The organism is Proteiniphilum acetatigenes DSM 18083, from assembly GCF_000380985.1.
Classification (GTDB): domain Bacteria; phylum Bacteroidota; class Bacteroidia; order Bacteroidales; family Dysgonomonadaceae; genus Proteiniphilum; species Proteiniphilum acetatigenes.
In genome coordinates, this window is the sequence record NZ_KB905696.1 from 74,393 (window position 1) to 98,556 (window position 24,164).

20 protein-coding genes are annotated in these 24,164 nt (G+C 43.0%); 16 read left to right on the forward strand and 4 right to left on the reverse strand.

Annotated features, from left to right (window positions below; all coding sequences use genetic code 11):
- Positions 1–75: 75 nt before the first annotated feature.
- The 7 genes from F597_RS0108670 (at position 76) to F597_RS0108700 (ending at position 6,698) form a co-directional block, all read left to right on the forward strand.
- Positions 76–1,602: a helix-turn-helix domain-containing protein gene (locus tag F597_RS0108670; protein ID WP_019539339.1), complete on the forward strand. Its 1,527-nt coding sequence runs from the start codon at positions 76–78 to the stop codon at positions 1,600–1,602.
- 309 nt (positions 1,603–1,911) lie between these two features.
- Positions 1,912–2,061 (forward strand): hypothetical protein, encoded by a 150-nt coding sequence (locus F597_RS22345; protein WP_019539340.1) that lies wholly within the window; start codon positions 1,912–1,914, stop codon positions 2,059–2,061.
- Positions 2,036–2,599, forward strand: coding sequence for a hypothetical protein (locus F597_RS0108680; RefSeq protein ID WP_019539341.1), 564 nt, complete (start codon positions 2,036–2,038; stop codon positions 2,597–2,599). Before F597_RS22345 ends, F597_RS0108680 begins: the two co-directional genes overlap by 26 nt.
- A 66-nt stretch (positions 2,600–2,665) precedes the next feature.
- Positions 2,666–4,066 carry a hypothetical protein gene (locus F597_RS0108685; protein ID WP_019539342.1) on the forward strand — a complete coding sequence of 467 codons (1,401 nt, stop codon included), beginning with the start codon at positions 2,666–2,668 and terminating at the stop codon, positions 4,064–4,066.
- Positions 4,067–4,138: 72 nt separating this feature from the next.
- Complete coding sequence (locus F597_RS0108690; RefSeq protein WP_019539343.1) at positions 4,139–5,095, forward strand: hypothetical protein; 957 nt, start codon at positions 4,139–4,141, stop codon at positions 5,093–5,095.
- Positions 5,096–5,392: 297 nt separating this feature from the next.
- On the forward strand, positions 5,393–5,704 hold the full coding sequence (locus tag F597_RS20440; protein ID WP_044060190.1) for a hypothetical protein: 312 nt from the start codon (positions 5,393–5,395) through the stop codon (positions 5,702–5,704).
- 79 nt (positions 5,705–5,783) lie between these two features.
- Positions 5,784–6,698 (forward strand): TraB/GumN family protein, encoded by a 915-nt coding sequence (locus tag F597_RS0108700; RefSeq protein WP_019539345.1) that lies wholly within the window; start codon positions 5,784–5,786, stop codon positions 6,696–6,698.
- A gap of 36 nt (positions 6,699–6,734) precedes the next feature.
- On the opposite strand, the gene rlmD is transcribed toward F597_RS0108700, so the two are convergent.
- Both rlmD and F597_RS21600 read right to left on the reverse strand, forming a co-directional pair.
- Positions 6,735–8,144 (reverse strand): 23S rRNA (uracil(1939)-C(5))-methyltransferase RlmD, encoded by a 1,410-nt coding sequence (gene rlmD / locus F597_RS0108705; RefSeq protein ID WP_026327290.1) that lies wholly within the window; start codon positions 8,142–8,144, stop codon positions 6,735–6,737.
- A 103-nt stretch (positions 8,145–8,247) separates the two neighbouring features.
- A complete protein-coding gene (locus F597_RS21600; RefSeq protein ID WP_019539347.1) occupies positions 8,248–8,616 on the reverse strand; it encodes a hypothetical protein in 369 nt (122 codons plus the stop codon).
- A 785-nt stretch (positions 8,617–9,401) separates the two neighbouring features.
- Here F597_RS21600 and F597_RS0108725 point away from each other — a divergent pair.
- The 4 genes from F597_RS0108725 (at position 9,402) to F597_RS20450 (ending at position 12,420) form a co-directional block, all read left to right on the forward strand.
- Positions 9,402–10,079, forward strand: a complete 678-nt coding sequence (locus tag F597_RS0108725) for a response regulator transcription factor (protein ID WP_026327291.1) — start codon at positions 9,402–9,404, stop codon at positions 10,077–10,079.
- Positions 10,080–10,085: 6 nt separating this feature from the next.
- On the forward strand, positions 10,086–11,357 hold the full coding sequence (locus F597_RS0108730; RefSeq protein ID WP_019539350.1) for a sensor histidine kinase: 1,272 nt from the start codon (positions 10,086–10,088) through the stop codon (positions 11,355–11,357).
- Positions 11,358–11,430: 73 nt separating this feature from the next.
- Positions 11,431–11,871, forward strand: a complete 441-nt coding sequence (locus F597_RS0108735; RefSeq protein ID WP_026327292.1) for a PepSY-like domain-containing protein — start codon at positions 11,431–11,433, stop codon at positions 11,869–11,871.
- A gap of 105 nt (positions 11,872–11,976) precedes the next feature.
- Positions 11,977–12,420, forward strand: coding sequence for a PepSY-like domain-containing protein (locus F597_RS20450; RefSeq protein WP_081624350.1), 444 nt, complete (start codon positions 11,977–11,979; stop codon positions 12,418–12,420).
- A 148-nt stretch (positions 12,421–12,568) separates the two neighbouring features.
- Here the strand turns inward: F597_RS20450 and fumC are convergent, their stop codons facing one another.
- Entirely contained in the window at positions 12,569–13,966 is a 1,398-nt protein-coding gene (fumC, locus tag F597_RS0108745) for a class II fumarate hydratase (RefSeq protein WP_019539353.1), read from the reverse strand.
- A gap of 368 nt (positions 13,967–14,334) precedes the next feature.
- Between fumC and feoB the strand changes: the two genes are divergently transcribed.
- Positions 14,335–16,851 (forward strand): ferrous iron transport protein B, encoded by a 2,517-nt coding sequence (gene feoB / locus F597_RS0108750; protein ID WP_019539354.1) that lies wholly within the window; start codon positions 14,335–14,337, stop codon positions 16,849–16,851.
- 43 nt (positions 16,852–16,894) lie between these two features.
- Positions 16,895–17,059 carry a FeoB-associated Cys-rich membrane protein gene (locus F597_RS22350; RefSeq protein WP_139224201.1) on the forward strand — a complete coding sequence of 55 codons (165 nt, stop codon included), beginning with the start codon at positions 16,895–16,897 and terminating at the stop codon, positions 17,057–17,059.
- 64 nt (positions 17,060–17,123) lie between these two features.
- Here F597_RS22350 and F597_RS0108755 read toward each other — a convergent pair whose 3' ends face one another.
- Positions 17,124–17,876, reverse strand: a complete 753-nt coding sequence (locus F597_RS0108755; RefSeq protein ID WP_026327293.1) for a DUF5131 family protein — start codon at positions 17,874–17,876, stop codon at positions 17,124–17,126.
- Between the two features lie 548 nt (positions 17,877–18,424).
- Here F597_RS0108755 and F597_RS0108765 point away from each other — a divergent pair.
- Genes F597_RS0108765 through F597_RS0108775 form a run of 3 tightly spaced genes read left to right on the forward strand, consistent with a single transcriptional unit; the run spans position 18,425 to position 24,154 of the window.
- The gene (locus F597_RS0108765) at positions 18,425–21,286 is read left to right on the forward strand and encodes a TonB-dependent receptor (protein WP_019539357.1); all 2,862 of its coding nucleotides are present in this window, start codon (positions 18,425–18,427) and stop codon (positions 21,284–21,286) included.
- A 24-nt stretch (positions 21,287–21,310) separates the two neighbouring features.
- Entirely contained in the window at positions 21,311–22,585 is a 1,275-nt protein-coding gene (locus F597_RS0108770; RefSeq protein ID WP_019539358.1) for a DUF4876 domain-containing protein, read from the forward strand.
- Positions 22,586–22,600: 15 nt separating this feature from the next.
- A complete protein-coding gene (locus tag F597_RS0108775) occupies positions 22,601–24,154 on the forward strand; it encodes a DUF6850 family outer membrane beta-barrel protein (RefSeq protein WP_019539359.1) in 1,554 nt (517 codons plus the stop codon).
- The last annotated feature ends 10 nt before the right edge of the window (positions 24,155–24,164 follow it).

Here is a 24,164-nt window from a genome sequence, read left to right on the forward strand (position 1 = left end):
ACGATCAAATACATATAGGGGAAATCTATAATCACAGATTAACATATATTGCATAAATGTTATATCCGCAATAGAATGAGGTGCAATTACAGGGCATTTATATCTCTTTTTTTATTTTTCCGACTGTTGTCTTTTCCGGCTTTCACACAGGAGGGATTGACACACACTAAGGATTCATTACTTAATGTTATTCCTTCGCTAACGGGAGAAGAAAAATTGAATGCTTACGACAGGCTACATACAATTTATATGGATAACCTGTTCGACGATGCTTCATTGGAGGATTTTTTTGCTCTGTCAACCGAATATGCAACGGAAGCACGTAATCAAAACGCCACTAAGCAGCAGGGGGATATTATGCTTAATAACCTGATTGCCAATTTACGTATGAATCATTTTGATGAAGTAGATAAAAATATAGATAACACACTGGCATTTCTCAAAGAACATGCACTTACAGATGCAATGTATATAGCTTATAAACAACAGATCCTCAGTTATTGCAGGAGAGGGATGTATGCCGAATTATGCAATATGTTGCAGGCCACCGGACGTTTCGATGAGTTTTTTGATATGGCCGGACAGACTGAAGAGCTTCTGGAAAAACTTAGCACGGAAGATAAGCACAAAGACCACAATACTGATAAGATGAATTTATGGACGCTATATGCTTTTGCCTACAACTCCAAAGGTGAATATGACAAAGCAGAGGCTTATTGCAACCGGATAGACAGCCTGCATGGGCGCGATGCCGTATCACTGGGAAACATCACCTATCTGCATTCGCATATATGGGAGGCAAGGGGCGATTATTCAAAGGCATTGGCATATATCAACAAAGCCATTGAAACAGATCCCACTTATACTTATGCGCGGTTTACCAAAGTAAGGATTTTATCACGTATGGAAAACGCGCCTTTGACCTGGGCCGAAACCGAAGAAACAGTGGAATACATCGACTCACTGCGTTGTATCTCATATGACAGGCAACTTGACGAACTTCGCACCCAATATGAGGTGGATAAGCACATAGCAGAAAAAGAAAGAGTACGCAACTTTATGTATTTCGCTCTTGCCGGATATATCCTATTAATCATTACACTCGGTATATGGATCTATTATAACCGTCAGATCACAAAGAAAAATAAAGCTTTGGTAAAACAGATAAAAGAGCTCCAGACCCAACATGAGAGGGCAGAAACAGAATTACTCAATAAGACCAGCTTCGGGATAGAAGATACCGATAACCACCTTTGCCCTGAAACACGGAAAGATCAACTCTGCATGGCTATCCGTGATGTGCTGCTTAAAGAAAAGGCATACCGGGACCCGACCATAACCCGTGATCACCTGAGTAAACGTTTAGGCAGTAATAAGGATCTGTTCATAGACGCTTTCCAGTATTGTTTTGGCATGTCATTCCCTGAATATTTAAATTTTCTTCGGCTGAAGGATGCCATCCCCTTGCTTGAAGGTTCGGATCTGACCATAGAAGAGATCTCCGAAAAGGTGGGTTTCGGGACAGTACGCACTTTCCAACGCCAGTTCCAGTCCAGATACAATATGTCTCCCAAAGACTATCGCAAAGCAGCAATCGCATAAAGTTACAATGTCAATTATATTGTTCAGCAATTTGATTACCTGAAAAACACAGACATATACAGTTTATATACAGGCACATATCAATTGTCGCATTTTCCGGACGAATTGTCGCATGGCTTTTGGGGTCTCCGAAATATATTTGTGCCACTAAAAAATCATTCATTAAAGTTAGTCGCTTTGAGTTTCCTTCACCCCTCGATTTCCAAAGCCAATTTAGGGGAAAACAGCGCGAGCCGTCCGGAGATTCCCAAAAGATGAAATAAGCGTAAACTATAACAATAATTAATTCCACTATTTAACTAAAAAACAATGGAAACAAATCAATGCAATCCTGCCGGAGAACAATACACTCCGGCATACGAAAAACCATCTATCGAAATTATCAAAATGGAAATGGAAGGCATCCTCTGCACACCTGAAAGATTATATGTTTATGAAAGCGAAAGCGGAAGATATTGAAATTGGAGAAGAGAGCGGCGGCGCTATCAACCTCCGGTTCAAACACCTTTCGTCAGTAGCGCGATTCCATATCATAGAGAATGAAGAGGCTCCCATAGAAGGCTACTTGAGTGGCTTGACACTACGAGCATTGGATTACGCCGGTCTCATTCATCCACTTCCATCCAATACTTTCCCCTTCTTCCCGGTGGAGGCTTACCTGGAAGAAATGGATGACGATTCGCTCACCCCCATTGAGCCATCCAAACAAACCAATCTGCATGTTTTCGGTGATCTATCCTTTGTAGATAAAGGAACCCATAGGGAAATAGATTTCTTTGTGCCGATTTCACCAACAGGCGTACCCTCCGATTTGGCAAACCACAGGTTAACGTTTGAAACTCAAATTGTAACTCAAACTGAGACAGGCACTAATTACTCACAAGATAGGCTTGGAACCTACTTCGGATTATCGTTCAACAATCAGCTTTCATTTATGCCAAAAGGGTTTGAAGCAGGGAAAAGCTATTACTTTAATTTAAAAACAAGCGTATATTAACTTCTGAAACCGGCTTAAAAGCCAACTATGCCCTCAATATTTTTAATAATTTAAAGTTTATCCATTATGACACAAGAACAAGAAAAGCAACTGCTCGAAGCAATCTATGACCGCCTTTTTGATGCGGTCACCTACCAACCGCAAGGAGGTAAAAACCCGTTTACGGAAGATGAGACATTTATCCATTTTTCAAAAAACGCCGCGGTGGATGTGAAATCGTTTGCTAACCCGAGAACACCGTCCAATCCTTTGGGCGATCAGAAAACATCCGAAGAGTTTGCACGGATGGTCGATCAGATTTCGCCACTCACACTGGAATGGGAAAATTCGAACAGCCCGCTATCCGAAACATTTGCCAATATTGTCAATAGTGCAAATGCCAACACACAACCCGATGAAAAGGCAAAGGATATGTATGAAAAGGCATATAACTATCTGCATCCGGTAATCAAGGAGGTGAATCCCTTCACAGGTGAGGAAACAACAAGCGTGACAGATTCTCAAGACTATATTACATATCAAAAGAATATAGATGATTACGTAAATGCTACGGGGAAATATCGTGATGAATACAATAAATATCTGGCGAAGTTGGAAAAAGGGAAGAAAAATGCCGATCGCGAGTGGCAGGCAAGTGAACCGAAGCTGGCTAATGATATAAAAAGGGCTTTACAAAATATTACTGCCGGGAACGGCAAATATGTTGAACAGGCTCTCCAGATTATGGAGACAACCGTAAATGACGGAATTCGTGTGGCTCTTACCAAAGCACAGGAAGCGGTAAAAGATGACAGATGGATCGCCTCTTCCCTGGGGTTAGTTAACAAATGGCTGTTTTCCTATCCTTCACCGGCAAACTGGACGGACGATAAGAACCTGAATTTTACAGAACTCGAAATCAGCGGGGGAAATACCAAACAAAGGTCAAAAAGTACGGAACACAGATTCGGTGTGGACACAACTGTAAATTATGGGCTATGGAGGGTCAGAGCCTCGGCAGAGGGTAATTTTGAACATAAGAATAGCAGTACCGACACGGATAGCCTCTCGATTTCCTGCAAAATTGCCAAAGTAAATATCATGCGTCCGTGGTTCAACGAGTCCCTATTCAGACTACCTTCCTGGTCCACCAATTTAGTAAAGACGAAAGGCGGCATCTCGAACGGTAAAATAGACACTTCCAATAAGGCAGGCTATTTGCCGATGTATCCCGTGGCATTCATCATAGCCAAGGATATCAAAATAAGGGCCGAATTCTCACACGAGGATGCGGAATTTATTAAGCAAGCGGTAACCGGAAGAGCTTCTGTAGGGTTCGGCCCATTCAGCATCGGCGGCTCGTACGGATATGGGAAGACTGAAGAAAAGCTCAATTCAGATTTTCAAAATGGAACAATCAAAGTACCCGGTATGCAGATTATCGCATGGGTAAGCCGTGTGGTTCCATTCTCACCACAGGAAGTATAAGGATAATCAGGCAGCATAAAGCCCGTATGAGGTTTTATGCTGTTTTCTCTTTAAAAACCAGGAAAATAATATATGCCATCCATATCAATAGCATTCGCGACGGCTTTGTCTGAGAAGTTGGAACAGAAAAGGCCATTATTACGGTCGGCGCGGACGGCTAGGGTCCATAAAATCGTACAACTCAACCCTTTCCCCGAGACACTGGATTTGAAACGGTACCGGGAACCAATATCCTCATACAACCCAGAAGGCGACTATGGGCCGGCTATTCTTTTGTCTGCTTTGGCAAACCGGATTCCATCGGTAACACCTTTTTTTGAGGATAGTGGCAATTCCCTTACGAATGTATGGAACAGTTTACTGCATGCCGCCATGCCCCAATCGAAGGAAGACAGTTATACACAGCGTGTACTTACTCAAGCACGGGAAAATTTTACACTATCCAAAAAGTCAGGTAGAGCCGGCTTTCCCGACGATTGGTATCTGGTCGAGACAGATCCTTACAATTGGTATGACCTACTATCGGACAAGGCAAACCTGATACATCTGGATATAGACCTGCAAAAAAATGACAGGGAGGAGAACGGAAGCATGGAATTTTTGACCATCAACGGCGTGCAATCCCTTACATGGAATATACTGGGGAATGACGGGAAATGGAAACCCGTACCTGTTCAGCCCGGAACAGAGATACAGAAAATACAAATGGACGTTTTATTGGTAAATTTCACGAGAAAATGGATGAATTACGATGTTTTTTCCACGCAATGGAAAATAAACGGACTGAAAAAGGGCTTCTATTCCTCCGGTGAACTGACAGAAAATGAAGGTATATTTCCCTTAGTTGTCGAATCTATGCTGGTAGCTACCCACACAATAGTAGATGGAATTATCGACAAAAAAGACCAGATGGTTTTAGCACAGTCCCCTTCGGTTTCATTGGGAGGCTTTGTTTTGAATGATGCTCCCAGAGCACATATAGCTGGTTATATCAGCCGTTTAATCCCTGTTGCTCCTGCTCTGGAATAAAAAATACAATTGGAAACTCCCTGTCAATTTATCGAATATATCTGACAATATTTTCCTAATAATTAACAAAAAACAATAGAACAAACAATTACACCAAGGCCATAAAAACTGTATTCTCTTTTTTAGTTTAACCTTACAATAGCCGAATATCGTTTCCGGCTATTTTTTATCACCTATATGATCCCTACACTAAAAAAAATCCGGATTTTACGTAATTGGATAAACCTTTTACTGAAAAAAGACTCTAACACCAAAATTTTATCTACTTTTATTGCACGATGTATAAAACAAACTCTTATGGACAATAAGTATAAAAAGCTGATCAAATGCGTATTACTGGATGCCGTGGGTATGGCATCCCTGGCCATTCCTGTTGTCGGCCCATTCCTGGACGTCGTTTGGGCGCCCATAGCCGCCTCTATCAGTTATAAAATGTTCGGAGAAAAAAGAGGAAAATACACCTCACTGATCACTTTCGTTGAAGAGTTGTTACCAGTCACCGATGTGATACCTTCTTTCACAATCTTCTGGTTTTTATTCGATTTCCTGGGAATAGGAAAAGAACGTTTCGGGAATTCCCCTGATGCCGGTTTCGCAAAAGTACAGTAAACTTCACTAAATTATTAATAATCAATCCAACCTGATTTTTTAATTATGGGGATTCCATAGACATTACAAAGAAAAAAATATGAACTATAAAAAAGCCTTTATCGCTATAACAGCGATATTTTTATTACTCTCCTGTTCCACCGGAGCATCCACTGAGAAGGGAAATTCCCTGTTATGGAAAATATCGGGGAACGGTTTGCAGAAACCCTCCTACATCTTCGGCTCACATCATCTTGTGCCAGTCTCTTTCCTGGACAGTATCCCCGGAATTGAGGCCGCTTTCGAAGAAACGGAGCAGACGGTAGGTGAACTCGATATGAGTGACATGTCGGAGATGCAGATGAAAATCATGGGTGAAGGCATGCTTCCACCGGAAGTTACCTACGGGACATTGCTCTCTACTGAGGATGCAGCGCTGCTGGACAGTATGCTCCACGCTGTGGTAGGAGTAGGTCTCGACCAGTTGGGACAACTGAAACCGGCAATGTTATCCAATCTGATCTCCATCTCACTCTACCAGCGATATTATCCTTCCGTAGCTTCGGCACAAAACATAGATTATTACTTTCAGGAAGAGGCACTGAAGCGCTCACGGCCTGTAGTGGGGCTTGAAACCGCTGAAGACCAGATCTACGTCCTGCTGAATTCACAATCATTGGAGCGTCAGGCAGAAATGCTGACCTGTATGATAAAACATCCGGAACTGTTGAAAGAACAGATGGATGAAATGCAGGTCGCTTACCATGCTCAGGATATCCAGTCCCTGCGAAAACTCTACGAAAAGGAAATACCCAACGATCCCTGTCCTTCTACGGAGGAGGAGAAAAATGTGCTGAACGGCGACCGCAACAGGAAGTGGTTAGAGAAATTACCCTCTATTATGGAAGAAAAATCCTCATTTATTGCTGTCGGCTGCCTGCACCTGCCGGGAGATGACGGACTGATTGAAGGATTAAGGAAATTGGGGTATAGTGTAGAGGCAGTCAGCCGATAACTTCCTGTTATCTATTGCCGCCGGACTGTACAAAATTTATCTTTTTTCCAGCAACACCACATTTTCCACATGATGCGTGTGGGGGAACATATCGACGGGTTGCACACGGGTAATCCTGTACTTTCCGTCGAGCAAACTCAGATCGCGTGCCTGTGTAGCAGGATTACAACTTACATACACAATCCGCACCGGTTCAGCCAAAAGGATCGCATCAATTACGTCGTTATGCATACCTGCACGGGGCGGATCGGTGATAATCACATCGGGACACCCATGCTCAGAAATAAAATCGGCGGTGAGTACATCTTTCATATCACCTGCAAAAAAGAGTGTATTCCCGATTCCGTTCAGGCGGGAGTTCTCATGTGCATCGTAGATGGCTTCCGGCACATATTCTATCCCCACCACCTTTTTGGCATTCCGCGCCACGAAATTGGCAATGCTGCCGGTACCGGTGTAAAGGTCGTAGACCGTCTCCTTTCCTGACAATTGTGCAAAATCACGCGCTACTTTATAAAGATTATATGCCTGTTCGCTATTGGTCTGGAAAAACGATTTGGGACCGATTTTGAATTTAAGCCCTTCCATCTCTTCGTAAATATAATCGCGACCACGCCAGACAATCACTTCCTGATCGGTGATCGTATCGTTGGCTTTTTGGTTGACGATATAGAGTAATGAAGTGATTTGCGGAAATTCTCCGGCAATAAAATTCATCAGTTTCTCCCTTTTCTCCGGATCATCTTCATAAAATACCACAATCACCATCCATTCTCCAATGGAACTGTTGCGGATGATGAGCGTACGCATCAGTCCTACCTGGTTGCGAAGGTCGAAAAAGGTGTAGCCGTTCTCCAGGCAAAACTCCCGGACTGCATTCCTTATCTGGTTAGAGAGGTCATCCTGAAGCCAGCATTTATCGATATTCAACACTTTATCGAACATACCGGGAATATGAAAACCCAGTGCATTCATATTGTCGAACGTTTCGTTGCTGGCGACTTGTGCTTCGGTCAACCATTTCTTATTGGAAAAGGTGAATTCCAGTTTATTCCTGTAAAAGGTTGCATGAGGTGCACCCAGAATGGGGTTAAAGTCGGGCAGATCGATCTTTCCTATCCGCTCAAGGTTATCCGTCACCTGCTGCTGTTTATGCTTCAACTGCCTTTCATAAGGCAACATCTGCCACTTGCATCCACCGCACACCCCAAAATGAATACAAAACGGCTCAGTCCTGTTTTCGGAATATTTCTCGAAACGTATTACCCTACCCTCGGCAAAACTATTCTTTTTCCGTGTCAACTGAATATCCACCACATCTCCGGGCACAGCAAAAGGGATGAAAACAGCCCTGCCGTCCACTTTGGCAATCGCCTTACCCTCGGCTGCCACATCAGTAATCAATATATTTTCCAGTAAGGGTAGTTGTTTTCTTTTTTTCGCCATTTTTCCACCGTTTTGAGGCACAAAGATAGTGAAAGCCGACAGCAGTGCCAAACTTGTTTGAGCAGTGCCAAGGCGCATCCTATATTCTATAAAGATGAAAAAGTTATTTGTCGGTTTTTTTATAACTGGTTAAATTCTCAATGGTGCGTTGCTGTGAATCGATAATATTGATTAATTGCCGGTTGATATCAGTTTCATAATGAGCCTCCGGTTCTGTGATCACTTGATTGCTTTTATCATGTCCCTTTCTCATTTCTCCTCTGCCGGTGATCAACCAATCCGGATTTAACCAATCAATTGATTGGATGATTTTTAATAACATCTCATATCCGGGATAGCTTCTTCTATTTACAACAATATTCCTGACAGTTTGATCTTTTGATCCGATTTTTTTCGCAAATTGTGCAGGTACCCCATTACACTCAATTTCAATAATTTGAGCAATTCTGTCAAAAATAGTTTCATTTTCCATAGAAAAAAGCAATCATTTTATTTGTTTATATCAATAATATTATTGATATTTGCAAAACGAAATAAATTATTACAAAGTAAACGTTTTTATTTCACTTTTGAAATAGCAGGAAAACGCTATTTCCTTAACTAATACATAAAAAATGGAAAGAAATTCGTTTCAGAAAGGCCTCGGGCAAGTACAGGTAAAAGATTTGGCTGAAGTTAAGGCTAAATTAATGCAGGCGCTTGGTATTCGAACATCGCAGGGGCTCGGATATCGTATACGGGGTGTGTACTCCCTGAAGGTACACGAAAAGGAGTTAATAGAATCTATCTTCGCTGAATATGGAATTAAGGATATCTGGGGTTCGTAGAGTGTGTCTTGCAAGTATAAGGAAACCACACAAATCAGTCCGTCATTCAGATAAATAGAAGAAAATACATATATCACTTCTTTAAAGGAACGGAATCATTATAACTTCCATACACTGATAAAAAATCAATAAAGTATGGATGAGAAAGGTAAACTAATCGCATGAAAAAGAAGAATCAAGCCAGTGAAAAGTGGCTCGAGATTATTATTTGTATCCTTTTAGCTATAATACTGATTGGACTATTCGCTTGTCTGATTATATTAACCACCTGATTTTATGATCTATTACCTTCAGACAAATACAAAAAAATCATTGATACGACTTAAAAAGATTTTTCAGATTTAATTCAGAAATTATGCCGTTCTTTGCTCCCAAGTTCCAGGTTTTATATCTTGGATCTTGGTTCTTGACTCTAAATATAAATGGTCATATGAAGATATTGATAGTAGAAGACGAACCCTCCCTGCAGGAGTTGATCAGGCGAACCCTGGAAAGAGAAAGATATGTGGTGGAATGTGCTTCAACCTATCAATCGGCCCTTCGGAAGATCGAAGATTACGAATACGATTGTATCCTGTTGGATATTATGCTTCCCGATGGTAACGGGTTATTGATACTGGAAGCTTTAAAGAAAATGCAAAAACCGGACAGTGTGATCATTATCTCGGCTAATGACGCACTGGAAGATAAAATTGGAGGGCTGGAACTGGGCGCAGATGACTATCTGGCTAAACCCTTTCATCTGGCCGAACTGATAGCCCGGATCAGGAGTGTTATACGACGGAAACAACAGGACGGCAACATGGCCATTGAGATAGGCAATGTGAAAATTTATCCTGATGGATTCAAGGTTATAGTTGGAGACAAGGATATGGATCTTAACCGCAAGGAATACGACATACTTTTCTATTTTGCAAATCGCAGCAACCGGCTGATCAATAAGCACACGCTCGCAGAAGCGGTATGGGGCGATCATATCGATCAGGTCGATAATTTCGATTTCATTTATGCACAGATCAAAAACCTGAGGAAGAAACTGAAAGAATACGGGGCAAGCATAGAAATAAAAGTCGTATACGGTATCGGCTACAAACTAATTATTGAATAATCGCTAATGAAACTGATCTACCATATCATCATCCGTTTGAGCATTATACTCAGTATTGTCCTGGCTATATGGGCCGTCTTCTTTTATATGAGGATGATCGATGAAATAAACGATGAAACCGACGACTCACTGGAAGATTACTCCGAACAGATCATCATGCGTCAGCTTGCAGGAGAAGAAATGCCTTCTGAAAGTAACAACTCAAATAACCAATATTACCTGAAAGAAATAACAGCCGGGGAGGCACAAAGCAAACCCCATATTCATTATATCGATTCCATGATATATATACCACTCAAAAGGGAAACAGAGCCGGCTCGTATACTCACTACCGTTTACAGGGATGAAAACGGAAAATACTACGAATTGGTTGTCGCTATACCCACCATTGAAAAAAAAGATCTCAAGGAGGCTATCCTTTACTGGATGATCTTTCTGTATTTCGGACTTTTATTTTGCATCCTCCTGATCAATGTCTGGATATATCACCAGAGTAACCGTCCTCTGCATAAATTACTTGCATGGCTCAACAGATACAAGATAGGAAAAGAAAACACTCCTTTAAACAATGATACGGGCATCACCGAATTCAAGAGACTGAACGAGGCAGTCGTCAAAAGCATGCAACGCAGTGAGGAAGTTTTCGAGGAACAAAAACTATTCATCGGGAACGCCTCCCATGAAATACAAACTCCCCTGGCCGTATGCCGCAACCGACTGGAAAACCTGATGGAAGACGAGTCCCTCACCGAAACCCAACTGGAAGAGTTGTCGAAAACACTCCAGACCCTTGAACAGATCACCCGGTTAAATAAAACACTACTACTGCTCTCCAAAATAGAAAACAGGCAGTTTCCCGGCACACATCAGATTGAGTTAAATTCCATCATAAAAAAGAATATCAACGACTATCAGGAAGTGTATGCCCATATGAATATAGAAGTTGAAATCAGGGAATCCGGTATATTTAAAGTAATAATGAATGAAACGTTGGCTGATATACTGGTCAACAACATTATCAAAAATGCTTTTGTCCACAACATCGCAAATGGAAAGATCGTTATCGAAATCTCTTCGTCGAAACTTGTTATCAAAAATAGCGGACAGGAATTCGCCCTTGACTCCCAACTTATTTTCAAGAGATTCTACCAGGGGAATAAAAAACCCGAATCCTCAGGGCTGGGCTTGGCCTTGATCAAATCGACATGCGATTTGGAAAAGCTACATATAAGCTATGCTTTTGAGAATAATTTTCATCGTTTTGAAATCTCCCGGTAAAAAATTTCATTTTCTTTTCAGAATCAAGTTATAGCTTTGCCAATGTATTCACTGAAATAAAAAGAAATTACAAATGAAAAAATTAATTCTTCTATTCCTATGCGTGGCTGCTATTCAGGTATCAACCCAAGCCGGCAACGACAGACCTATCAGTTTTGATCAACTGCCGGCCAAGTCTCAACAGATGATCAAAAAATATTTCCCCAACCAGTCCGTAGCATTGGTTAAAATGGAGCGTGAATTTTCGGGAAAAAGCTATGAAGTCATTTTCACCAATGGAAACAAAGCAGAATTTGACAGGAAAGGGATATGGAAAGAGATTGATTGCAAGTACACCGAACTTCCTTCGGAAGTAGTGCCTCCGCAAATCGCTGATTATGTGAGGACAAATTATCCCGATTTAAAAATAACCAAAATAGAGAAAAAGAGTCGAAACCGGCACGAGATCGAATTATTGAATGGCATGGAACTGGAATTCGACGCTAATTTTAATGTAATTGATATTGACGATTAAATGAATGTGCTAATTTGTTAATGCCCCAAACAACGTTCGACGGAACGAAGTGGAGTCAATGTGCCAATTTGATTTCAAATTTCTAACTTCTAAAAAATAAAAACAATGAAACTACAAAAGCACGTAATAATGTTAGCTCTGGCTATAATAACATTACCATTTTTGAGCTGTGAGGACGACTTTGTATCCAACACTGAGAGCAAGGATATTAAAGCCTTTATTGAAAACAAATATCCGGGTGCACAGGTCGTGAAGATTGAGCGGGAAGACAACCAAACCATCGAAGCAGATATCATTCATAATAATCTGAGTAAGGATGTTGTTTTCGACCTGAAGATCAATTGGCTGTATACATCATGGGATGTAGCAGTTTCCGGATTGCCCGAGGCTGTCAGAAACATCGTGAACGATCCTGCCTACATGGGATATCATATCGATGATGCCGATTTTGTAGAGACTCCCCAGGGTAATTACTACCTGTTGGAACTTGAAAAAGGCAATTCCGAAGTAAAAATAAAAACAGACGAAACCGGAAAAATATTAAACTAAAGTTAGTTTTGTGCCGTAAAGAAATATCACGGCAGTAAACAAAACATCAGGGCAGATATTCCTATATATAATGCGAGAGAGCGTGTCATAAGCAATAGCTTACAACACGCTCTCTTCTTTTATCCGATCAAGGATGATCGCCTCTATATCAATCCAGCGATTTGATCATATCTTCGGGGCGCACCCACTTGTCGAAATCTTCGGCAGAGACATAACCCAGTCGAACGGCCTCTTCTTTGAGTGTTGTTCCATTCTTGTGGGCAGCATTTGCTATCTCGGCTGCTTTATAATAACCGATCTTCGTATTCAAAGCAGTTACCAGCATCAAAGAATTGTTCAGCAATTCCTTAATACGGGGTTTGTTAGGTTCAATGCCCGATACACAGTGGATATCGAACGATACGGCAGCATCTCCCAGGAGTTGTGCACTCTGCAGGAAGTTAGCCGCCATCACCGGCTTGAAAACGTTCAGTTCGAAATGACCCTGCATTCCACCTACGGCAATTGCCATGTCGTTTCCGATCACCTGAGCGCAGACCATGGTGAGCGCCTCGCATTGGGTAGGATTCACTTTTCCAGGCATGATCGACGATCCGGGTTCATTAGCCGGGATGATGATCTCGCCGATACCACTTCTCGGCCCGGAAGCCAGCAGACGGATATCGTTGGCTATCTTATTGAGTGCCACGGCTACCTGCTTCAGTGCTCCGTGTGTTTCTACCACAGCGTCATGAGACGCAAGTGCCTCAAATTTGTTCGGGGCAGTTACAAAAGGAAGACCGGTAAATTCGGCAATGTAACGTGCCACGGTCACATCATAATTTTTGGGTGTGTTCAATCCCGTTCCTACTGCAGTACCACCAAGGGCGAGTTCAGCCAGGTGCGGCAATGTGTTTTCAATAGCCTTGATACCATATTCCAGTTGAGCGGCATACCCGCTGAATTCCTGTCCCAACGTAAGGGGGGTGGCATCCATAAGGTGTGTCCGTCCGATCTTCACCACCTCTTCCATCTCTTTCGATTTGACAGCCAGTGCTTTCTGTAACTGACGCAACCCCGGCAGAGTCACCTCTACAATCTTCTTGTAGCAAGCAATATGCATTCCGGTGGGGAACGTGTCGTTTGATGACTGCGACTTGTTCACATCATCATTGGGCTGCAGTGTTTTTTCTCCCTCTCCTACTGTTTTTCCTGCCAGTTGATGGGCACGATGAGCAATCACTTCGTTCACGTTCATATTACTCTGCGTTCCCGATCCTGTCTGCCAGATAACCAGTGGAAACTGGTCATCGAGCTTACCTTCCAGAATCTCATCGCACACCTGCGCGATATAATCGCGTTTCTCCTGTGACAATACACCCAGTTCATGGTTGGCATACGCCGCTCCCTTTTTCAGGTAAGCAAACCCGTAAATGATTTCCAACGGCATGGAAGCGGGGCTTCCAATCTTAAAATTGTTACGCGACCGCTCGGTTTGTGCACCCCATAGCTTGTCGGCAGGCACCTGCACCTCACCCAGCGTATCCTTCTCAATTCTGTAATCCATAAATCCTACGTTTAATATTTATATAATTTTTATCGTTTCCAATCTGTTATTCTGGACATATCTGTAAGCAGGACCTCCCTTCTTTCACTATCAATAACCCGGAAAGTGAATGAATTGGTCCGGTCATAATTATTGTTCGCAAAAATACAAAGAAAAAACGGCATTGAAAAACGAGATAAAGTGAAAAACATACAAATAGCATCCCCTTTTTATAGTATATTCTTACAAAAATATACTCATTTTACGGGATGGTATTGAGATGAAAAAATTTGTTTCTTTGCAGCCCAAATGCATTGGTGAAATCAGCATAAATAAAAAACGGTAAAAAGACCTATCTTTGCAAGCCAAATCAAAAAATTCAGTCATTAATGCGTCTTTCAGAACTACAAACCGGACAAAAAGCATACATCGTAAAAGTAAATGGCAGCGGGGCTTTCAGGAAACGCATCCTCGAAATGGGGTTTGTGCGTGGCGAGGAAGTCAAATCGATACTGAACGCTCCATTGAAGGATCCTATCAAATACGAGATCATGGAGTACGAAGTATCGCTTCGCCGGAGTGAGGCCGTAATGATTGAAATATCCATGCTCGCGGGGGATGTCCGAAATGAAACCTTATACAGAGAAGAATCGCGGTCTGACGAACAATTTATAACCGATACTGAAAAGAATAATGGCGATGAAACGGAATACAGGATGCCTCCTTATAAGAATAACGGATCTCATCCCGAAAAAAGGATAAAAGTTGCACTTCTGGGTAATCCCAATTCGGGAAAGACCACCATTTTTAATCTGGCATCCGGTGCACACGAGCACGTGGGTAACTATGGAGGAGTGACCGTCGATTCAAAAGAAGGAACCTTGCGTCACAACGGATATGAGTTTACACTGGTAGATCTTCCCGGAACCTATTCGCTGTCGGCATATACCCCTGAAGAGTTGTTCGTCCGGAAACATATCCTGGAGGAAAAGCCTGATGTAATCGTGAACGTGGTATCGGCATCTGCTCCGGAACGGAATCTCTATCTCACCACAGAACTGATCGACCTGCAGGTTCCGATGGTGATCGCCCTGAACATGTACGATGAACTGGAAGGAAGCGGCCGTACATTCGACTATGAAACATTCTCCTCACTAATCGATATTCCTATTGTTCCTACCGTAGGCAAGAGGGGTGAGGGAATTCCCCAGTTGCTCGAGAAAGTAATTGATGTGTACAAAAAGGAAGAGCACGATTATGTTCAGATTCCCTATGGAAGGGTTTTGGAAAAATCCATCAGCATCATGGAGCGGGAATTCAATAGCATCGGATCAGCTGCCTATGCCGAATGGAATATGCCGCTACGTTATATCTGCATCAAGCTGCTTGAAGGAGATAGCGATATCGAGAAGAGGGTTCGCAAATTGGAGCAAAAGGAAAAAATCATCACCCGAAGGGATAAAGAGCGTACTTATATTGAGAAATTGCTGCGAGAAGACCCAGAGGCAGCCTTCACCAATGCAAGGTATGGCTTCATTGCCGGTGGACTGAAAGAAACACTTACGGAAAAGACTCTCTTCTCCGATAAAACAAAACTTATAGACACTTTCGTAACCCATAAATATATCGGTTTCCCCCTCTTTTTCTTGTTTTTATGGGTTATGTTCGAAGCAACCTTCCGCCTGGGTAATTACCCAATGGAATGGATCGAGTGGCTGGTGGAACAATTAGGTAATCTCATCAGAAACAATATGTCGGAAGGTCCTCTGAAAGCATTGATCGTAGACGGCATCATCGGAGGTGTGGGAGGCGTCATTGTCTTCCTTCCCAATATTGTGATATTGTACCTTTTCATCGCTTTCATGGAAGATTCTGGTTATATGGCGCGCGCTGCTTTTATCATGGACAAGTTAATGCACAGGATTGGCCTGCATGGGAAATCGTTTATCCCGCTTATTATGGGATTTGGTTGTAATGTTCCGGCTATTATGGCTACACGTACCATTGAGAGTAGGAGCAGCCGCATGATCACCATGTTCATTGTGCCATTCATGTCATGCAGCGCCCGGTTACCGGTTTATATTCTTTTCGTCAGCGCATTCATACCTAAATACGGAAGTCTGGTAATGCTTGGATTATATGCCTTTGGCATTTTGATTGCAGCATTCACGGCAAGATTACTCCGCAAGACCGCTTTCAAGGAAGAGGAAACACCGTTCGTAATGGAGCTCCCTCCTTACCGGATGCCGACCAGCAAGTCCATTCTTACGCATATGTGGGACCGGTCAAGTCAGTACCTGCGGAAAATGGGAGGTCCTATTTTGATAGCCTCTATCGTGATCTGGTTCTTAGGTTATTTTCCTCAGAATGAGGAGAGAGATGCTGCATTCGACAACAAAATAGCCATGGTCGATGCACAATATGACAGAAATGAGATCAGTAGTGAGGAGAGAGAAGATATGGTAACGGAGATAGAGCATAGCCGCAATACATCGCATCAGGAAAATTCCTATATCGGAAATATCGGAAGATTTATTGAGCCGGTGATGCGTCCACTCGGGTTCGACTGGAAAATATCTGTAAGCCTACTCTCAGGGATGGCGGCTAAAGAGATTGTCATCAGCACTATGGGAGTGCTTTATACCGGCGATAGTGAGGATCAGCAGTCATTACAACACCGGTTGAAAGCAGAATCTTATTCCGACGGATCACCCATTTTCACTCCTCTCGTGGTAGCCGGCTTTTTGCTTTTTGTATTGATCTACTTCCCCTGCGTGGCCTCGGTAGTAGCCATCAAGGAAGAGTCACACTCCTGGAGATGGGCACTGTTCAGCGTACTATATTCTACCGGCCTCGCCTGGTTTATAGCATTTCTGGTATATCAGGTAGGAAGCCTGTTAATTTAGGTCTATCTAAAAACTTTTCAAGTAACAATCCTGTTTTAATCGTATGGATATACAACTTTTTATCGTTATCATTATCGGTATCGCTGTAGGGATCATCCTCGCACGGGTAGTCTATCGCTTCTTTTTTACCGAAAGAGACCCCTCCCATTGTGGCGGCTGTACCGGATGTGACATACAAAAAGAGCAAGCCCGCCATCTTAATCGATAACAAGCCTTTATTAGTATTTAGTCCTATCCGTTTTTACTATCCGAACCGGCGAGAGTCTATTCTATCATTTTATCGCATTAAAATTAATCCCCGCCCTGCGAGCCTGTGAATGTTGTAAACGACGGTCTATATGGTATAATTTTCCGTCTTTGACGAACCTGGCTCCGGTTTGTTTGAACCAGAACGAAACGTTTTGCCCGATACATAAGTTGTGTAAATCTATGATCCAATCGAAATTACATGTACGGGCATTGTATCCCGATTCTCCTCCGGCGACCACTTGCTCAACCCATGAACCGATATTGTATGAGGATAAATCTATGCGTTCCAAAAGCGGTTCGCAAATAATGATTTTGTGTTTTATAGGTGCTGCTTTATAGATAGGCAGGCGATAATCCGCTCTGTCCTGATTTTCAACTGTACAACAAATGGTTACATGATCATAACCGTCGCCCCAGTCCTCAGGTAATGATTCATGCAAGCGGTCGATACGCTTGGTTATCATCATAAATGTCAAATCATTTCGAAGACGTATCATTTCCCATGCTTCCGCACACCATGGATCGGCATCCTCTAAAAAGAAGTCAGAAGTAAAACAAGTGTAAACCATCACTCCCGAGGGGATTTTGTATTCTCCATTCCGCTTTTTCTGCACAGACAAATCGAAATTCTTTGTTCTGGAAACAACACTACTGTCAATGCCCCGCTTTGAGTCACCGCGGTATACATAGCAATACTTACAACCTGTACTTAACTTATGACAGCCATGCCATAGGTTCCACATCTTCGACTTTGGTTCAATAGCATTCTTTGTCATCAAACTGTTTTCTCTTTTATCATTATTGTCAAACAAACTACACAGTTCTATAAAGTTTCATAATCTTCACACTGCTTTTTTATGTAATTTTCAAACAATGTTTTTTGTTCGGGATATTTCTTTATCAATTCATTGTATCTGAATGTAATATAATCAAAATCCTGCAATATGTAAGGAAGATACTGTAAGTATTAATCTATCTCCAAAGATAGGGAACTTTGCGGGATATCCATTGTGATTTCCCTCAATTTAGGAAGAAGCGTTTATTTAAATTCATTTTCTGTTTCCTCTGTCATCCCCATTTATAATGATTTTTCCATCAAAAATCATCATTTTTGATGATTGACAAACGTTATGGAATCATATTACTTTGTAACTTAATATATAGGAAATAAATTGTTACGACAACCAATCATTCAGGTTGCTCCTCATTTTATATATTTTGGTGGAACTATCAGGAATACTCGTTTGAATTTAGGTTGAACTCTTAATTTCCCGGAAGCCCCTCTAACTCCAAGAATCGTAGTTAGATATTTCCCGTAGTGAATATGAAAAAAATTCATACTTTTTATAAGACTGTCCTTATCGCAGTGGCTGCTCTTATGGTTTGTCATATAGAGAGCGTAAAATCCCAAAGCAATCATTTTCAAATTAACGGTGTTTTACTGGATTCTACGGATTCAAACCCGATAGAGATGGCCGTTGTCTCGATTGCCAATCTGGATCTCTGGTCGATTACGGATAAAGAGGGCCGTTTTTCATTTGATAATGTTCCACAAGGGACCTATACGTTCAATTTCCGGCTGCTGGGTTACCAGGAGCTGCACATTTCCAGAATGGTCGATGCGGATATTCATAACTGGCAACAAAAATTGCAACCGGCAACCCTGGCTTTGGAGGAAATAACGGTTACTGCAACGCAGAGTAAATTAGGTTCGTCATCGAAGATAGAAACAACGGCTATCGAGCATATACAACCGAAAAGCCTGACGGACATCTTTCAGTTGTTACCCGGGCAAGTGACTGAGAATCCGACACTGGCATCACCGGGACAAGTAAAGATCAGGGAAATAACCGAAAATCCGAACAGCGCGTTAGGTACGCTGGTGATGGTAGACGGCGCTCCCATGTCGAATGATGCCAACATGCAAACATTTAATACTACCCGCTCAGGCAATCTCTCCGTCGCCGCAAATACAGTAGGCAGAGGTGTCGATCTCAGGGAGATATCTGCCGATAACATCGAAGAAGTGGAAGTGATCCGGGGAATACCTTCTTCGGAATACGGTAACCTCACCTCAGGAGTAGTATTGGTTAAAACGAAAGCGGGCATCCAGCCCTGGAGGGTAAAAGCCAATATGGATCCGAACACCAAGATGGGAAGCCTGTCAAAAGGATTCCGTCTGCCTAGCCGGTCCGGCACACTAAACCTCGGGGCAGATTACGCACAGGCTTACAACGACATTCGCTATAAGTACCGTGGTTATAAGCGCCTCACAGGAACAGCCATTTACTCCAACACCTTTATGGAGAAATCGACTCCGTTGGATATAAATGCGCGTATTTCCTATTTCCAGACGATAGACGACAATAAAACTGACGTGCAGTTGAACAAGCAGGAAGCCATCCGGTCATCCAATAAAGGTATACGGGCCGGGATAAACGGTAAATGGATGCTGCGCAAACCGTGGATCACCAATCTCGAATACAGTTTGTCGGGCGATTATTCCTGGTCTGAAAACTATGTAAAGCAATTACAGACGCTTACGACGGGAGTTGTTCCCTATCCTACCTCTTATGTAGACGGAATATTCGAAGAAAACTATCTGCCGGCAATTTTTTACACGGAATACACCATCGACGGTAAACCCTATAATTTTTTCGTGAAGATCAAAGGTAACCTGAACCGCCAGTTCGGAGAAACATTCAATTCGCTCGTCGCCGGGTTCGATATCTCAGTGAACGGGAACAACGGAGAAGGACTACAGTACGACCTGTCCGCCCCTCCCATGTCGACGCTCGAATCGAGTATCCGCCCCAGGGCAGATAAAGACCTTCCGGTTTTGAGAAACTATGCGCTTTTTATTGAAGATAAAGCAATCCATCCGATAGGAAAAACAATACTTACAGCGCAAGCGGGGATACGGTTCTCGCTCACCCGTCCGGGGAATTATTCTTCCATAGAACCACGCCTCAACACCTCCTGGGAGGTTCTCAACAAAAACAACAACAGACTGTTTGACCGCCTGAGCGTCAATATCGGCTATGGAGTTTCCGCAAAAATGCCCACACTATCCTACATTGTCCCCGATAAAGCATACTTCGACAATGTCAGCTTTAACTATTATGATACGGATCATATGCTGGCAGTGGTAACTACCAAAGTGATCGATACGGCGAATCCGGAATTGAAACCGGCACGCAGCACTAAAAAAGAAATCGGGCTCTCTTTCGATATCCGAAAAATATCGGTTTCCGTAACAGGTTTTCACGAAAAACTGAAAAACGGGATGACTTTTTCATCCGTCCCTTACTTCGCCCCATACCGAAAATTTACAGTCGAGGGAGCCGGCAAAACGCCGGAATTCGAGAACGGGGAGGTCTATTATTACGAGAACGGAGAACGATTACAGGCTCCTTCTGTCATGGACACGGCTGTTTACACCTACAACATGCCGACCAATAACCAGGTTCTCATCAAAAAAGGGTTGGAATATATTATACATATCGGGCAAATAAAGTCTATCCGCACGTCATTTGTCATTGACGGAGCCTGGCTGTTCCAGGAATCCTACAATATCAATCCGACGTATGTAAAAAGATCCAGGGTTGAACAGGGCGAACTCGTCTCTTATGTCACCATAATGCCGCCGGGAGACAAAAAGATCCGACAGCGCATCAATACCAACATCCGCATGATCACCCATATTCCGGAGCTGAAGATGATCGTCTCCCTCACCCCGCAAATCATCTGGAATACAAAGGAAAGAGACAGATGGGACGACGAAGGAGGGAATTCGCTGGTATATTATTACAACGACAACGGGGAAAGGGTATACGACCATACCGCCCTGCGGGATACGGAAACATCACGCTACATTGACCCTTTGGCTTTTTTCGACAAGAGCGGACAAAAGCATGAATGGAAAGAAGAATATGCGCAGGATTCACGGTACGCCTTTCTTCGGTCAAGCAACCAATATACGTATGAATACGTGGAAGAAAGCCTTCCTCCTGCATTGCAATTCAACCTTCGCCTGACCAAGGAGTTTTCACGCAATTTAACGTTATCCTTTATGGCAAACAATTTCCTAAAGATGAATCCTTTACACCAAAGCAACAGAACATCACAATACGTGCAACGAAATACCAATTTTTATTTCGGAGCAGAGATTCAATATAAATTTTAATTATTCATTTAAATTATACAGCGTATGAAAAAAATAATATTCAACAATCAACATGGCGAAAGAAGCGCTTTCCATTGGAAATGGAGTGCTTTTCTATTTATTTCTGCCATATCACTGTTCCTTTTCTCCTCCTGCGAGGACGGGGAAGAAGAGGCGGTAAGATATACCGTCAATGTAACGGTTCAGTATCCCGAAGGGTATCCCAATGGCTCCGCTTCGGATATCGAGGTAAAAGCGACCAATTCACAAACCGGGACAGCTGTTTCCGCTAAAACCAATACCGATGGCGTAGCACAATTCTCCCTTGTATCGGGTATTTACTCATTCAGCGTTGCCCACGAAACCGAAGAATTTGCTCTCAACGGGTTGCTGGAGAACACGACCATAGCAGAAGATAAGTCACTCACCATTACACTCCATGCAAGTTCTCTCGCAGGTGGACTCGTGTTTAAAGAGATCTATTATTCGGGATCTCCGGTTGAAGGCTCTTTCAGCTCCAGTTATTTTCATGATAGTTTTACCGAGATCTACAATAACTCCGATGAGGTGATCTATCTGGATAATATCGGTTTCGGCGCATTAGATCCGGCAGCTTCCAACAGCGCTTCGCCTTGGGTGGATGAAAATGGGAATCTGCAGGATCGCTTGCCTTTATACGGATATACCTTTTATTTCAAAGGTTCCGGCACGGATCACCCTTTGGCTCCGCGCACAAGCATCGTAATCGCGATGGATGGTATCGATCACCAGACAGATCCTGCGGGAAATCCCCTATCACCGGTAAACCTGGCCAATGCAGATTGGGAGCTATATGTGGGACACATAAATAACGGAAGAGACGCAGATGCCCCGGGAGTTCCCAACATGGAGATCCTGCACACGACATCGACATCATTGGTTGATGCCTTGTATTCTGTCTTCGGACCGGCAAAGGTTATCTTCCGGTTCCCGGAGAACATCGATCCTGCCGTTTTCGCGTCGGACGAAACCAATCTTTCCACGAAGCCGGGGACTTCGTCTCAGGTCCAATATTTAAGGATCCCCAAAGAATACGTTATCGACGCGGTTGAATGTATGAACCACGATCCAAACAGACGTAATAAAAGAGTTCCTTCCGATCTGGATGCAGGATACACATTTATTTCTGCAGGAACATACAGCGGCAAAAGCATACGTAGAAAAGTAAACCAGATCATCGACGGAAAAGTGATTTACAAGGATACGAATAACTCGACGGAAGATTTTCTGCAAGACCAAACGCCTACTCCGTTTGTTCACCCGACAACCGTCGATCAATAACAGCTATTCTCTTTAATGAAGTTTATATCCAAAATAATTATCATTACAGGTGTTGCCTGCCTGTTTTCAACCGTGACAGGCCACGCCCGGACAAACGACAGTGTGGTCTACCCGGTTGACTATTCACTGTTGCCGATACGCCATCTATGGCTTCAGGTAGAGAACCCGGTGGCTTATGCCAGTATTGGCGATGCCATGGATATACGCCTGAGATACAACCATACCTCCGGATCTTATAAACACCTCTCCAATCCGAAGAGCATAAACGGGGGAAAAGTATCGGTGGAAGGGTTCAAGCAGGTGGGGCAGCTTCATTTCTTCGGAGATTTCTCTTATGGAATCTCCACGTTGAACGGGCAAAAGTGGAACAATGTATTGATGCCCTCTCCCGGCAATCCCTACCTTTTGGCAGACAGTATCGGAGGTAATTACAACAATGAATTATTTGATATCCGTGGAGGGGTAGCTTCGTCCGTTAAGGATAGACTCACATGGGGTATCGCCGCCACTTACAAGGGAGGCTCTTCGTCGGACGAAAATGACCCGAGGACATTGATCGATGCCGTCAGGTACTCGTTGCGACCGGGTATCCTCTACCGTTTCTCCCGTTGGTCGTTGGGGGCAGATATCGGCATGGAAGGGTATGCTGAAAAAATTGGGATGGACTCCTATTACGGCACATCGAATTTCGTCTTTTTCCAGTTTCAGGGATTGGGTAATTACTTTCCCGATTCAGGGAACAGCCATTCACGCCGCTATAAAGGGAAAGTCTTAGGAGGGAACATCCAACTGGGCTGGGAAGGGAGAGGCATGGAGAATATCCTCCAATTGGGATACAGGAATAATGTGGAGAAATCGGAAGATGGCAGCACCTTTGCTCCCTTTAAATCGGGAGATTACAAGGAGAATCGCTTTTCCATATCGAATCTTTTTTCATTGAAACGCAATGATATCACCCAGATTGCCAAACTCTCATTCGACTATATTCCTTCTAAAGGTATCTGGTACGATCAGCAAAGGGTAACTAATGTGAACAACCAGACCGTATGGGAGGTATTCAACCAGTCGGTGCAGTACCGCAACCGGGTTTATCATGCAGCGGCAGATTACGGATTAACGAAAGAGAGGGAGGGTTTCGCGGCCTATGCCTTTGGAGGAACGGTCATCTTCGAACAGCAAAACAGCTCTTTCCTTCCCGAAATGTATCTGCAACAATATTCCAACATCACGATTGCATTGAAAGGGGAAAAAACATTGCGATTGCCAAAGATGTTTCTGCTGGGATTAAAGGTCAACGCAGGTTATCGAAAAAATCTTTCTTCAAAAGCCGATTTTGAAGGAATAACCCTCGCCGGTATATGGTCATATCCCGTACTCGAATACCTGACATCGGACTATTATACGGGCGGCGTACAAGCTAAACTCAATAAGCGAACATTGTTTGGAAAATTACCAACCACTGTGTACTTGACAGCCGGTATTGATTATACGAAATCGACGTTGAAAACAACGAACTTCACCGAACCCCACAGGATAAACGTTTCCACCGCATTCGGATGTACATTTTAAAAATATTTTT